11 protein-coding genes are annotated in these 13,508 nt (G+C 67.9%); all 11 read right to left on the minus strand.

Annotated features, from left to right (window positions below; translation table 11 throughout):
* Window positions 1–2: 2 nt before the first annotated feature.
* Genes NP4_RS05525 through NP4_RS05570 form a run of 11 tightly spaced genes read right to left on the minus strand, consistent with a single transcriptional unit; the run spans window position 3 to window position 13,487 of the window.
* On the minus strand, window positions 3–3,977 hold the full coding sequence (locus NP4_RS05525; RefSeq protein ID WP_067992838.1) for a LamG-like jellyroll fold domain-containing protein: 3,975 nt from the start codon (window positions 3,975–3,977) through the stop codon (window positions 3–5).
* Window positions 3,974–5,284 (minus strand): baseplate J/gp47 family protein, encoded by a 1,311-nt coding sequence (locus NP4_RS05530; protein WP_067992841.1) that lies wholly within the window; start codon window positions 5,282–5,284, stop codon window positions 3,974–3,976. The genes NP4_RS05525 and NP4_RS05530 overlap by 4 nt, the downstream gene beginning before the upstream one ends.
* Window positions 5,281–5,679, minus strand: a complete 399-nt coding sequence (locus tag NP4_RS05535) for a contractile injection system sheath initiator (protein WP_067992843.1) — start codon at window positions 5,677–5,679, stop codon at window positions 5,281–5,283. Before NP4_RS05535 ends, NP4_RS05530 begins: the two co-directional genes overlap by 4 nt.
* A gap of 8 nt (window positions 5,680–5,687) precedes the next feature.
* Window positions 5,688–6,008 carry a hypothetical protein gene (locus tag NP4_RS05540; RefSeq protein WP_067992846.1) on the minus strand — a complete coding sequence of 107 codons (321 nt, stop codon included), beginning with the start codon at window positions 6,006–6,008 and terminating at the stop codon, window positions 5,688–5,690.
* On the minus strand, window positions 6,008–7,666 hold the full coding sequence (locus tag NP4_RS05545) for a hypothetical protein (RefSeq protein ID WP_067992848.1): 1,659 nt from the start codon (window positions 7,664–7,666) through the stop codon (window positions 6,008–6,010). Before NP4_RS05545 ends, NP4_RS05540 begins: the two co-directional genes overlap by 1 nt.
* Window positions 7,654–8,037: a hypothetical protein gene (locus NP4_RS05550; protein WP_067992851.1), complete on the minus strand. Its 384-nt coding sequence runs from the start codon at window positions 8,035–8,037 to the stop codon at window positions 7,654–7,656. Before NP4_RS05550 ends, NP4_RS05545 begins: the two co-directional genes overlap by 13 nt.
* Before the next feature lie 40 nt (window positions 8,038–8,077).
* Window positions 8,078–8,578 carry a hypothetical protein gene (locus tag NP4_RS05555; RefSeq protein WP_067992853.1) on the minus strand — a complete coding sequence of 167 codons (501 nt, stop codon included), beginning with the start codon at window positions 8,576–8,578 and terminating at the stop codon, window positions 8,078–8,080.
* Window positions 8,575–11,394: a polymorphic toxin type 5 domain-containing protein gene (locus tag NP4_RS05560; RefSeq protein ID WP_067992855.1), complete on the minus strand. Its 2,820-nt coding sequence runs from the start codon at window positions 11,392–11,394 to the stop codon at window positions 8,575–8,577. The genes NP4_RS05555 and NP4_RS05560 overlap by 4 nt, the downstream gene beginning before the upstream one ends.
* Window positions 11,394–12,875, minus strand: coding sequence for an endonuclease toxin domain-containing protein (locus tag NP4_RS05565; RefSeq protein WP_067992858.1), 1,482 nt, complete (start codon window positions 12,873–12,875; stop codon window positions 11,394–11,396). The genes NP4_RS05560 and NP4_RS05565 overlap by 1 nt, the downstream gene beginning before the upstream one ends.
* A gap of 48 nt (window positions 12,876–12,923) precedes the next feature.
* The gene (locus tag NP4_RS40690) at window positions 12,924–13,094 is read right to left on the minus strand and encodes a hypothetical protein (protein ID WP_156524888.1); all 171 of its coding nucleotides are present in this window, start codon (window positions 13,092–13,094) and stop codon (window positions 12,924–12,926) included.
* A gap of 3 nt (window positions 13,095–13,097) precedes the next feature.
* On the minus strand, window positions 13,098–13,487 hold the full coding sequence (locus NP4_RS05570) for a hypothetical protein (RefSeq protein WP_067992861.1): 390 nt from the start codon (window positions 13,485–13,487) through the stop codon (window positions 13,098–13,100).
* Window positions 13,488–13,508 lie beyond the last annotated feature (21 nt).

The following is a 13,508-nucleotide window of genomic DNA, read 5'->3' on the forward strand; positions in this document are numbered from 1 at the left end:
GGTCAGTCCTTTCGGAGGGGACGCGCGAGCTGCTGCCCGCGCAATCGGTAGGTGGGATAGGTGTAGGCCGGGAAGGCCGTCAGATCGCCGGTCTGCAGTTCGGGCACGCGCGCGCGAATCTCGCCGGTCTGGAATTCCACCCCGATCGGGTGTAATTCGTTGAGCACGTTCATCAGTCGCTCGTATTGATCGCGGCGGATGCGGATCTTCTGCCCGGCCCGCTCGAGGTCGAGCAATTCCTGAATCAATCCGACCCGGACGACATAGGGCGCGTTGGCCGTTGCCGGGGCACGCACCCGCACCTGTACGGTCCCGGCCAGTCTGGCGGTGAGCTCGGCGAGCTCACCGGTCGATCCGTCCAGGGCGGCGACGGCCTCGTCGGCGTTCACCTGCGACCACACCAGCCGCCGCCCACCGGCCGGAGCCAGCGGCCATACCGCGGTGATCGGCAGGGTCGGACCGGATCTGGTGGGACCGGCCACGGTCACGACCGCATCGCCGCGACTGTTGCCCAGATCGCCGCTCAGCACGGCGAGGACCGGGCCGCCGAATGGCATCAGCGCCACCGGAATTCCGGGCGGTGTACTGGTGGCGACCTCGAAACTGTTGCTGCCCAGCACCTTCAGGCGGGTGATTCGATTGGAGATCGACTCCCCGATGTACACATACCCCCCGCCCTCGTCCACGCGCACCCGATTCGGATAGGGACCGAGTCCTGAATAGGTCGATGCAAGCGCGCGAGTGCCCGCGTCGAATACCCACAGCGTCTTCGGACCGGTCACGCAGATGACGGTGCTGCTCGCGGAGATGGCCATCGGAACATCGGGCAGCGTCACCGCGGAAGTCCAAGCGCCCGAGGCGATATCGACGCCGCGCAGCGTCTTGTCGTCACAGGCGACCCACGCGACGGCACCGGCGGCATCCAGCGCCAACGCCCGGCCCGACGCCGAATTCGGTATCACCCACTGCTTCACCAGCGCCAGGGTGTTGGCGTCGACGGTCGTCACCCACCCCGGCGTGAGCACCACCAGCAGCGGCTTGGTCGGATGACCCGCGATCGCCACCGGCGCCGACGGCAGAAAGGTGCGCGGGGTGTTGGCCACCACCGCGCGATCGTCCACCGAGATCGCGGTGATCGAGAGGAAGCCTGCACTGGCGGTGTAGACGCGCTTGCCATCCGGACTCGCCGCGATGCCGACCGGCAACGGATCCACCGCGATGCCGTCGCGCAGCAGCGCGCCGGTGGTCGAATCGAGCAGCGACACCGCCGAGGAGCCCTGATTCACCACGCCCACGGTCGTGCCCGCGAGCACCCCGCCGACCGGATTGTCGTGGCGCAGCATTGCAATCGGTGTGACGGACCCCTCTTCGACGTATTTCGGACCGTCGAGCGCGATATTGCGCCGCCCGTGATGAGCGATTCGCACGGTCGTGCCGGTATTGCGCACATAATCGAATCCGACACTCTGCGCGATCGCCGCGATACTCGCCGGGCTGAGCCCGCGAGCGCCACCGTCGAGGGTGAATGCCCGACCAACACCGTCGAGTCCGGCCCCGCCCGGCGTCCAGCCGGACACCAGGCGAATCGGTTCGACAGTGTTCGGTGCGACCCGGGGCATCCGGGCGAGAATCGCCAGCAGACGTCCGAGGCGGGTGGCGACCGGCCCCTGGAAGCGATTCGAGCCGGGCACCGCGACCGTCAGCACCGGATCCGAGACCGCGACAAGGTAATCCGGCGAGTAGGCACTGTCGTCCGGTGTGCCCGCGACGGATTCGGACACACCGTAGGCGCCGTCGGAGCCGATCGAGATGCCCGCCTCGACACCGCTGGTTCCGATGGTGAACCGCCGCATCGCGCTGTAGCTCGAACCGCCCAGACGCACTTCGACTTTCACGGTGACCTCACCGGGGGCCGAAGCGGTGAGCTGAGCGGTGTTCGCGACCGGATCGATGGCCAGCCGCGCCCGCCCCGGTCCTGCCTGCAGCACGGTCCAGCGCACCTCCGCCTCCCTGGGCGGAACGGGGGCCAGCGACAGCGGATACGTCCGATTCGACGCCGTGTCCTTGTCGTACCACTCACCGGTGGGCCCGATGATCTGCAGCGCCGAGGTGTCGGCCATCGCGGCGTAGATCTCGCCGGTGTCGGCGCGATGGCGCACCCAGGAGAATCCGGCGCGATGCACGAGCGCGGCCACCCGGGCGCGAACGGCCGCCGGGCACCGGAAGACCACGGCCCGCCCGACCGCGCGCAGATCACCGGCGTTGGGATCGAACGCGCCGATGTGCAGGTCGGGGAAATACACGCCGCCGTCGTCGAGCAGCAATTGAATCAGCGTGTCGAGCGGAGCGCGCAGCGGCTGGCGGATGCGTCCGGCGTCGTCCATGGTGATCAGCACCGACGGCTGATAGGTGACCAGCCAGCGGGCATCGAAACGGTCGTCGGCGACGGTGCCGCAGACCTGGGCCTGGGAGCTGGTCCGGCGGCCCCGCGCATCGATGGACTCCCCGGGGCCGAGGCTCCTCGGGCGAATCGTCATGGTGTGCAGGCCGATCGGCGAGCGATCGAACGCATCCGACACCGCGATCGGACGCGAATACCCGTTGATCCGGCCCACGACCTCGTTCAGCCGGTCGGTGATATTGGCGGGTGTCGGGAGATTCCAGCGCTGGAATACGGCCAGCCGCCGCCGGTAGTTCGCATCGTCCTCGCCGAGTACGGGCGCGAACGAGGTCAGCGCGCGCCGCGAGATCCGGACCTCGTCGATCGTGCCGGAGAACGGCCCGCTGAAATTCGCCGCGCCGGAGTAGCCGATGCACAGCTGCGCGGTATTGGTCAGCGCGCCGAGATTCGCCGCGGCCGTGGCGCGCAGCACGCCGTCGACGTACAGCCGCGCCACCCGCCGATCCCGATCCAGGACTGCGGCGAGGTGGTGGAAGCGGTCCACGTCGAGGGAGACATCGGCGTAGAGCGAGAGCCGACCCGTGCTCGTACCGTCCGACAGCAGCAGCAGCACATTGCGTTCCAGCCCGCGGAAGGTCCCGATGTGCAGACTCCACCCGGGGGTCGCCGGATCGAGATCGGCATGTTTGGACAGCACCGCCCCGGTTCCCACACCCGCCGCCGGGCGTACGAAACATTCGGCGGTGAAGCCCATTTTGTCCGGCACCGCGAAGTCGCTGTGATCATCGACCCGGATATCGCCCGTGCCGTCGAAGCGCATCCCGGCCCCGAACCGGCCGTCGACGCCGGTGACCACCGACGCCGCGCGTCGTCCGGGATGTCCCGCGCCGGTGTAGAGGGCCGTCGAGTCGACGACCGCGGTACTCGTGGCGTCGTCCTGTAGGTGATACAGCGCGATCGTGTCGTCGGAGAAGCCGTAGGGCAGTGGGGGAAATCGCGGGATGCTCAGATCGGAACCGATCAGATCCAGTGACAGCCCGCTGGCCGAGGCCACCGCGCTCTGATGTCGCACCCGACCCAACTGGGACGCGATCACATCGCGGTCGCCGCCGAGCACCCACAGCAGCGCGGCGAGATCGCCGAGCAGGGCGGTGAATCCGAAGGTGTACTGCACCGCGGGTGTGGTCTGGCTCGACGGCCCCGCCACGGTCGCGGATTTCAGCACCGCCGTGGCGGCGTCGACGCCCAGCGGGACGATCAGCGACGAGCCCTCCGGCGTACCCGCCGGAATCGCCATGGTCACAACGGTTTTCGTGGAGCCGGGCGCGGTGTAGGCGATCTGCAGCGACAGATCGTCGACCACGGGCCGCAGGATCCGCACGATGTAGCGGATCCGCGGATCGGTGCCGTACCGGGCCCGATGCTCGGCGAAATCGTAGGGCAGGAACGGCGCGGAGGATTGCCCCTCGCCACTGGCGAAGCGCAGGTCCAGGCGATCGGCCCCGGCCGCGAACGGTGGGGTGAGGGTGCCCGCCATCCGATCCAGCGCGGCCGGATACAGGTCGATGTCGCTCATCTGCTCACCACCTGCATATCGATCAGGCCGCTGTCCTGCCGGAACAGCGCGATCTCGGTCGGCGCGAGCGCGAGACTCTCCCCCACCGCGGCCTCGATCGGATCGATGCCGAACAGCTCACCGCCGAATGTGATTCGGCCCAGTGCGGGCGGGAATCGGCGCAGCCGTAGATCTTTGACGTCCACGACGCCCGGCTGTTCGGCCAGCACGCACATCACCTGCGAATACAGCACATCCGCGCCCAGCCGCAGCACACCCAGACTCTGCGACAGGCGATCCAGCAGTGCGGCGCGCAGCGAGTTGGCGTCCTGGCCGCGCTCGATCACGACCGTGGCCCGCAAGCCGATCTCGATGTGGTTGGCCTCGATGATGTTGGGATGGATGCCCACCGGGCGCACCCGATCGACCTCGGCCTTCACCTGCTCGTAGATCCCGGTCACGGAACCGGTTGTGCGCCAAGGGCGGGCGAATTCGTGCGCCACGACGACATCGAAGAAATAGGGCTCGCCGAACTCGCGCTCACCGCTGAAGGCGCGCTCGTTGAAGGCGAACTGACCGAAAAAGCTCTGCGTGACATCCACGCCGCCGAGCGAATCCGACAGCAGCACATCGAGAACGCCGCGCACACCGAGCGCCGCCGCGCGCACGCTCTGCAAAGTCCACATATCGCGCGGGAAGCCGAGTTGGCGGGCTCGGTAGGAGGTGTCGGTCTCCTGCTTCTCACCACCGGTGAAGGCGGCCGGATTGACCGCGGCGATGGTGATGGTGTCGGGGTAGTTCAGTTGCACCCGAAGGTAATCGGGATCCACCTGCGCCAGGGTGTTCGGGGCGATATCGCCCTCCCACCCCGCCACGAAGGCGCGCACCAGCACGGTCGCCTTCGGCGCCTGAGCGGTCAGGCGCACCGCGGCCGTGGTGTAGTAGGCATTCACCGGCGAGGACTGATCCAGTACCACCGTGCCCGCGGGCAGCGTATACGTCCGCCCCGCAACGGCATTCGCGATCGTCAGCTCGGCCTGGCCCTCGGAGAACAGATAGTTGCGCGACAGCCCGATGTCCTGTCCGAGCAGATCCAGATCCGCGCCGGAGGCGGTGGAGGCGAACTGGCTGTAGTACACGTCCTCGAGGCGCTGCCACAGCATGGCGTCCTCGTCACAGGTCGCCTGCAGCAGTTTCGTCAGCACGCTGGTGCCGGACAGATCGATATCGGGCCCGAACGCGTCCAGGGCGCGCTGTCGCGCCGAGGCCAGTATCTCGGTCAAACCCTTGAGGACGAAACCGTCCTCGGTCACGCCGTATTGCGTCATGCCGGTGCTCCTACGGTGGTCGTCAGCACGGCCGGGACGCCGTCGCTGGTGATGATCGACACCACGACCTGCCACACCCGGTGGCGCGGGTCGATCCCCGGATCGCTGACCTGGATGTCGCGGATCTCCTGTACCCGCGAGTCGCCGGACAGGGTGCGAACGATGTTCAGGCGCAGCAGATCCCGCATCTCGTGCGCGCTCACCGGGGTGGTGAACACGGATTCGTAGTCCAGTCCGTAGCGGATGTCGTAGCGGTCCCCGCCCAGCGGGGTCAGCAGCCGGATCTGCAGGTCCTGCGCCAGATTGGGAAGTCCGGAACGGGTGGCGATCGCTCCGTTCTCGATGACGAGATCGCCCTTCTCCAGCCGGATTCCGGTGTTGTTCGGTGTATTCATGGTCGCTCTCACTTCGCGTCGAGAATCGTCTGGCCGGGATCGGTGACGGTGAGCTTGCCGCTCGTACCCGACCCGAGGGTCACCGCGACGGCACTGCTCAGCACGACCGCTTTGCCCCCGACCCTGAGCACGGTGGACAGGCCCGCGGTGATCGGCCCGAGCTTCTTGCACGGGCCCGGAGACGGTGCGGCACAGTCGAATACGGCGGTGGTGAAATCCGATTCGACCAGCACGGGTTGACCTGCCACCTTCAGCACCGTGCTGCCGGTGACGTGAATGGGCGCATGTGAGCACGTCATCACCGCGCCGACGACGAGTACCTGTGCCATCACCCCACCTCCACCGAGGAGGCGGCGAGTTTGACGGTGTCGGCGGTCATGGTGATCGTGCCGCCGCTCAGCGCGATCGAGGCCTGCCCGTTGCCGAGGGTCACATCCTTGCCGTCGGTGGTGACCGAGACCGAGCCGTCCTCGGCGATGGTCACCGTGGTTCCCCTGGCGTGCTTGATGATCAGCGTCTCACCGGCCGGGGGCGTCGGTCGCGCACCGACCTCGGGCAGCGTGTCCGTGCCGACCTCGATGCCGAGGCCGACCGCCTGCAACACCCGGTGGCCGGTGGCGTCGGTCAGATCGTTCACGCCCTTGCCCGCGGGCCGCCCATCGGAGACGCCGGTCGGCAGGCACAGCCAGTAGTCGCCCGGCTCGTTGGCGGGCGGGCGGTGATCGGCGTGGCGCGACCAGAGGAATCCGCCCGCGACCGCGTCGCTGACCTCACCGCCGTTGTGCAGCAGCAGCGCCCGCATGCCCGGATACACCGGCACCATCAATCCCGTTCGATCCCAGGCGAATACGGAAGCCATCGGCTTGTCGTGCAGCACCAGCCGGTTGTCCACGGGATCGTCGACGCTCGAGGCCGCGCGTCGCTGACCGTAGTTCAGGGTGGCGCGGTGACCGCCGTTGTCGCCCGCGCCCGCCCTGTTGTAGGTGGCGACGTCCCCGATGTCCACGGTCGGATGGTCGGCGAGCAGGGAGCGGGTCATGGACTGGAAGTCGTCGGCGACCGCGTGCGCGCCGTCCACGGCGTTGGGCCGATGCGCCGCGTCGACGTCGAGCAGCGTGACCTCGCAGGTGTATCCGCTGCGCAGGCTGAACCGATGCTGCACCGATTCGATGCGCAGATCATGGGACTCGTTGTCCTCCAGCAGGACCCGAGCGCCGATCTGCAATATCGGATCGCCGAGTACGCTCAGCTCGTAGCGGGTGGTGGTACCCGACGCGGCCTGCAGATCCGGAGATCCGCTGTCCCAGCGGCGTTTTCCGATGATGTTCTCCGCCGCGGTGAACCGCGCGCCCGGCAGCGGATCTCCGAGCGTGCCGAGCACCGCCCTCCCGGCCCGCACCGCCAGTGGCACGCCCGCCCGGGTCGCCAGATCGCCCAGGGCGCTGAGCGCGGTGCCCGCGGCGATGGTCAGATCGCGATCGGATCCGGTGACGCCCTGGCGGCCGATGGTCACCCTCGTCCGGCGTTCGAGATCGGCCAGAATCTCCTCGAAGGTCGACTCCCCCGGTTTGTGATACGGATAGTCCTGCCGTCGCAGCAGATATCCCGCCCGCTCGAGCCCCTTGATCCGGGTCAGCAGGCTCCCGTCGGCGGCGACCTCGTTGCGGGTCTCGGTGATCGCGCCCAGCATGACCGTCGCCCGCCGGGTCGAGGGCTGATCGAAGTAGCCGAGCTGGATCTCCACCAGAATCGGTGTGTCCGAACCGGATCGGGTGCGGGTGCGTTCGGCCAGATCCTTCGCCTCGTCCAGTGGCAGATCCCACAGGGTGATGTCGAAGGTGGAGGGATGCGGGCCCAGGGTCGCCTTGGTCTCGACCGCGGCGTCCACCAGAACCCCGCCGCCCAGCAGATCGTTGGAGGCCCGCAGGAACGGTGTCGCGTCGGGGTCGGTGCGGAATCGAAGCTGGTACCAGATCACGAAGCCCATCGCAGCGCCACCCCTCCCACCACGGACGAGCCGTACGCGCCGGACCCGTTGATATTGCGCGGATCCACCGACAGATCGGTGAACAGCAGCGCCAGCTCCTGAGCCTCATATTCCAGATCCGGAACGACCTTGCGCCGGAACAGGACTCGGGTTCCGGTGGTCTCCTCGGCCGACACCTCCAGCGCCAGGAACGCGCCCGGGCACGGCAGCCGCAACGGCGTCGTCGCGCGCAGCAGCTCCTCGTCGGTGACGTTCACATGCGCCGACAGCACATAGATGCGCTGGCCCAGCGAGATCCGCAGCGCCTGCGGGAAACCCTGATCGGCGTCGATCGGGATGCGTAGATATGGATGATGCGGTGTCGTGGTCATCGGGCGGGCCTCACGAAGTGGTCGACGTGGACGGTGCGGTTCACAGCGGCACCGACGGGACGGCGGGTACGGCTGCCGGGGTCGCGGCGCCGCCGAATACGGCGCTGCCCGCGGCCAGCGCGAGATCGGCGATCTCACCGGCCAACGCGCTGGCGGTGCCGCGCGGGACGTGCTCGAGGCTGATGGACACATCGATCGCGTCCCGCTTCTGCACGCTCTGGGTGAAGCGCAGATCGGTGATCTGCATATCCAGGCTGATGGTCAGGCCGCATACGACCGGAATCCCGGTCACCGCCAGGGTGGTCGCGGTCGCGGCGACCAGCAGCCGCGAATTCAGGGCCAAAACCTCGAGCGCCTTCTTGGTCACGAGCCGATCCGGACCCAGCAGCATGGCCTCGATCGCGATGGCCTTGCGGGTGGGCGCGATCGCCTGGGAGAACTTGCTGTCGGCGATGCGCTGGATCTGATATCCCTCGGTCATCGAGACGCTCTGCACATACAGCAGCGGCACCGGACCGATCAGTACTGGTTGCGCCGTCACTTGTCCGGCTCCTTCCGCAGTTGTCGCAGTGATTCACCGGACTCCTCGATCTCCTCGATCGGGAGTTCGTCGGTATGGATACGAATCAGGGGCTCCTCGACCCGCACCGAGGCGGGCAGCGGCTGCTCGGATACCGGCCGATAGCGCACTCGGCGGGCGCGATCGAATTCCAGCGGATCGAGCAGCCCCTTGGACACCCAGTCCACGACGGTCTCCGGATCCACCGGGATGCCCCGGATCTCGAGTGCGGTGTCGATACTCATGAACCCGCCCCGGGACGGATGTTCGATCGTGCTGCTGGCGAGGCGGTTTCGGTAGGTCGACATCACCACCAGCTGATCCCCGCCCGCCTCGCCGAGCGATTTGGCGCTGGTCAGATGTCCGGCCTCGGTGATCTCGGGATTCTCCAACCAGTGCGCGAAATCCCCCGTCGTCGAGCGCAGGGATCCGTTCTCGTCCAGCAGGAATCGCAGGGGATGGCCCGGATCGTCGCGCAGGACGCGCGCCACCGCGCGGCGGAAGCCGTCCTTACTCGAGATGACGCCGATATCGCCCAGCGCCGAGGCCGGAATCGTCGGCCGCGCGGTCGAACTCAACGTCTTCTCCACTGAGCCGGTGATCTCCGACAGCCAGTCCGAATCGTCGAAACCCTCGGTGCTGCCCGCCGCCAACCGCTCGAGCAGTTCGTGATACTCCTGCGCGCCCAGTCGCCGGCGCGCCGCGGCCACCCGGGCCAGGAAGTGCTCGTAGCGAGAGGTGTTGGTGCCGAAGGCCCGTGCCGTCGGCGCGAGCGCGTGCGCGCCCGCCTCGACGACGAATTCCAGCGCGCGGTGCGCCCGCGCCACCCGCGCGAATTCGGCGGGTGAGAACGCGGCGCACTGATCGACCGTGAGTCGCCCGGCGATGCGCAGCAGATCCGCCAGTTCGGCCTCAGGCACCTGCCGCAGCACCGCCTGCACGGCATCGCCCGACCAGGCGGGCGCCGCCGAGACGGATTCGATGATCCGGTGCGCGCCGCGCAGCAGGTCCTCGGCGAGTTCGCTTGCGGGACCGAGGGTTTCCTCCATTGTCCGGGCGATCCGCAGCGCGGTCAGCAGCCGCTTGCCGGACTCCTCGGCCTCGGCGCTGGCACTGAGATAGCGCGTCAGCGTCCGGGCTCGCTTGGGCGCCTTCGCCAGCAGTCGCAGCACATCGTCGGCGGAGGATTTGGGCAGCAGCCACATGAGCCGCCCGACCTCACCGGCCTCCTTCAACTTCATCGACGCCGCCAGCGCCTCGAACAAACGCGCCTGTGCGGCAATGCGTTCGGCGAGTTCGGCCGCCTTCAGCTCGGGCACGGCCGTCACGAACGCGGCCAGGATCTCGAGCAGCACCACGTAGGCGCACCGGCGGGCCAGCGCGCTGCCGATCTCGCCGGGCACACCCGCCATGGCCTCGATGAACTTCAGCCCGGCCAGCGCCGTGCGCCCGGTGGTTCCCGCACTGGCCAGCAGCGCGCGCACCTTGGCCAGCGCTTCCGGATCGGACGGCCCGGCCACGGCGATCACGCCGGGTATGGGCACCGGCACGATTCCCGTTGCGCGGCAGACCAGTACGTAGAGTTCGTAGAGTTTGGGCAGACTCCCGCCGAGTTCCACCGGCAGCAGCGGCAGATCGCCGAGACTGCTCACGGTGCCGCGCAGCCAGTCGTAGGCGGTGCCGACGAATTCGATGACCTCCAGCGCCGACATCGGGTGTTTCAGCTGGTATACGAGCATGTCCATGAGCTCGCCGGTATCCACCGGATCCGCCTTCAGATGTTCGCCCACCGCCAGCAACAGGCGGAAGGTGGGCTTGTCGAACTGACTGAACAGCTTCAGTAGCGATCCGTCGGCGGCCAGCGGTTCGAGCAGGGCCCGCAGTTCGGACGCGGAGTGGCACGAGGCGATCAATTCGACCATCGCCGTGGCGAGTTGCTCGCCGTCCACCCCGGAGGCCGCCCGCTCTGCCATGCGCAGCAACGCCAGCAGATAGCGGCGGCGATCGGCCACGCCCATCGCGGCGAACAGCGAACGGTCCAGTGCCACAAGCAGATGCGCGATACTCGCGTCGTCGGCGTGCTCACTGGTAACCGCGCGCAGCACCTCCTGCACATCGGCAGGATTCAGCGCTCCCGCATTACCGGCCCGGGTCAGACCGCGCTCGATGTTCTCCCCCGCCCAATCGCCCGGCCCCTGCGCGGAGTACCGGCGATACAACCGAACCCCCTCGGCGGTGGACACGAGCAGAGGTTGCAGGCTCGCGTCGGTGAGCAGCGTCGCACCGCTGGCCGGTGCGGTCGCGGCGGCGCCCGCATGCCCCGGCTCATGGCTCACCGCGGGTACGAAGCCGCCGAAGTCCTTGGCGCGCAACGGCGTCGTCAGCGCTCGCACGATCAGCCGCCCGGGATGCTCGGCCGAGGTCAGGACCGCGAAGCCGCGCTCGCCGAACAGATATCGGCCCCAGTTCACCGCCCGCACCGGATCACCGGTCTCGACCTCGAGATAGCCGCCCGCCTTCACCCACTGCGGCACGTCGTGGCCGATGCTCAGGACCGGACTGGTCGCGGTCGGCCCGATCCGCAGAATGTCCCCGAGCACCAGCATCTCGCGCTCGCGGGGCAGTCCCCCGGCCGCGAGTTCGGCCAGCGTCGCCGGATGGCCCGGGTCGCGCGACATACCCTCGTCCTGGCACGACAGCACCGCCTGGGAGATCGCGCCGCGAACGGTGGTCTCCACCGCCTGCGGATCGTCCAGCGTCGACGGACCGGAGAAGGTGACCGAAATCGTCGATGTCACTACGCTCCTCCGATCTTCAGCATGATTGCGACATCGAGGTCGCTGACATTCCCGTCGACAACGCGATTGAGATCCGGTGCGGTGAAACCGTCCGGAGCGTCGCCCACGGATTCGACGAGCCAGCGGCCGTCGGGCCCCTTGCGGTAGCGCACGACGACATCGACGGTGTGATCGCCCGGGCGGGTTCGGTCGCGGGTCTGCCAGGCGAAGGGCAATGTGTCGCCGATCTTCTTGGCATCCGCGTGCCGCCGGACGTTGGCACGCCAGCGCGGGAGGTCGGCGGCCTCGGGCGCGCGCACATCGGCTTCGAACCAGTCGAGGCGGAAGAAGCTGCCGAGTTGTTCGTACCAGGGGGCCTCGGCGTAGGCGGCCTGGCCGACCGGGGCATATCCCTGTTCGGACCGCTGTTCCGCGCGCCGGGACTCACGTCCGATCGCGCCCGCCGCGCCGAGAGCGAGACCGGTGATGCCCGGCACCGCCAGCGAAGGCGGTTCCTTGGGTGTGTGGTAGATGAACTCGATACCGTTGTGCTCACAGCTTTCCCGAATCTTCTCCAGATCGACCAGCTGCGTCGCTGTCGGTTCGCTGTCGAGCTCGACGTGCAGGATTTTGCGGTCCACCTCGCCGCTGTGCTCTGCGTGGTAGACCTCCGCACCACGCCGCTCGTTCAGCGAGATCTCACGTTCGAAATTGAAAAGCTGCTCGACATACTCGTTCAGGACCTTCCTGACGGCATTGGGCTTCTGATACGCATCGCTGCTGTTCTGCAAGGTCTTGACCTGGATCGCCGTGCCACCCTCGATCCGGAAACTGTCCGAGGTCATCGGTGTCGGCTTTTTGCGGTAGATCGTGGTTCCCGACAGCGGCGTGCGCGTCCCGCCCTGGACCAGGTCGATGCCCTCGAAGTTCTCCGGCAGAACGGTCGACTCCGGGTAATACCGTTGGCGGACCATCCTTTCCCCGCTCAGGCCGCGCTCCTGGCTACCGAGCAGCCAGTTGATCGGAAGTTCGGGGGTCGGCCGCAGCGCCCCGGCCTGCTGCGCGAGCAGTTGCGCCGCGGCCAACTCACCGGCATATCGGCGCTCGTCCGCGGCCAGCTCCGCCCAGACCTTCTCCGAGCGCACGCCGATACCGGACTTCAGTTGCGCCCGAATATCTTCCAGCCGCGTCGTGAGCGCATCCGTGAGCGCCTCGAGCAACCGGCGCTTGTCGGCCTCGAGGTCGGCGACGGCGGCCGGGGAACGCACCCCGACGCCCGTCGCCAGGTCATGCTCCACTCCCGCGAGCCGTCGGCGAATCTCCTGCGACGCATCGACCATCGAGGTATTCGCCTGGTTCCCTGCCGAATTCGCGGCGCGTAGTTGCTTGCCGACCGCACGGGTCACCGAGGCGCCGAGCTTGTCCAGGTCCGCGGCGGAGGGAGTACCGATGATCCGCACCTTGACGGGAATGACGGTGCTGCCCGTGGTTTCCGGTGGCATGTCCTGTCCTCCTCTCGCTGTCGTGAACCTGGACCAGCCGTGCCGCGATCAGCCGCGGCTGCGCAATGTGGTGTGCAATTGGTCGAAGACGTACTTGGCGACCTGCCGCAGCTGGTCTTCGCCCAGTTCGCCGACCACCTCCACCTCCACCGGGAAGTGGTAGACGGATTCGGCCGCGGTCTCCGAAGCCTCGGTATCCCAACGGGATTCGTCGGCCACGACCTACTCGATCCCCGGCTGCAGGCACATGCAGGTGAAGGTCGCCTGCGGCACACCGTCGATGACGACATTGCTGGGGTTGGCGGAGGTGATGACGCAGCGGCTGAACTTCAGCGCCTTGAACGACCAGTCGGTGCCGGTCTTCTCGGCCACGGCGATCTCGAATTCCTTGCCGGTCATGGCGAGTTGGGTGAGGTCGGCGACCACCGAGGCGAAGGCCTGCACGGTCATGGTGAAGGTGAAGGTCTGCGGCTGGCGGACGTAGCCGAGATTGTCGGCCTCGACGCTGTGCACCACGGTGTGCGGCACATTGAAGGTGGGCGTGAACTGCGAGATCGGGCTGACAACCGTGCTGCCGAGCCGAACTTCGAGTCGGGTGTTCCAGTTGGGCATTGTTCTGTCCTAGGGTTCGCG

Source organism: Nocardia pseudobrasiliensis NBRC 108224 (assembly GCF_001613105.1).
Lineage (GTDB): Bacteria > Actinomycetota > Actinomycetes > Mycobacteriales > Mycobacteriaceae > Nocardia > Nocardia pseudobrasiliensis.

Bases quoted from the DNA above. Each gene is read 5' to 3' on its own strand.
- NP4_RS05525 (WP_067992838.1), bottom strand. From the start codon at position 3,977: ATGAGCGACATCGACCTGTATCCGGCCGCGCTGGATCGGATGGCGGGC.
- NP4_RS05530 (WP_067992841.1), bottom strand. From the start codon at position 5,284: ATGACGCAATACGGCGTGACCGAGGACGGTTTCGTCCTCAAGGGTTTG.
- NP4_RS05535 (WP_067992843.1), bottom strand. From the start codon at position 5,679: ATGAATACACCGAACAACACCGGAATCCGGCTGGAGAAGGGCGATCTC.
- NP4_RS05540 (WP_067992846.1), bottom strand. From the start codon at position 6,008: ATGGCACAGGTACTCGTCGTCGGCGCGGTGATGACGTGCTCACATGCG.
- NP4_RS05545 (WP_067992848.1), bottom strand. From the start codon at position 7,666: ATGGGCTTCGTGATCTGGTACCAGCTTCGATTCCGCACCGACCCCGAC.
- NP4_RS05550 (WP_067992851.1), bottom strand. From the start codon at position 8,037: ATGACCACGACACCGCATCATCCATATCTACGCATCCCGATCGACGCC.
- NP4_RS05565 (WP_067992858.1), bottom strand. From the start codon at position 12,875: ATGCCACCGGAAACCACGGGCAGCACCGTCATTCCCGTCAAGGTGCGG.
- NP4_RS05570 (WP_067992861.1), bottom strand. From the start codon at position 13,487: ATGCCCAACTGGAACACCCGACTCGAAGTTCGGCTCGGCAGCACGGTT.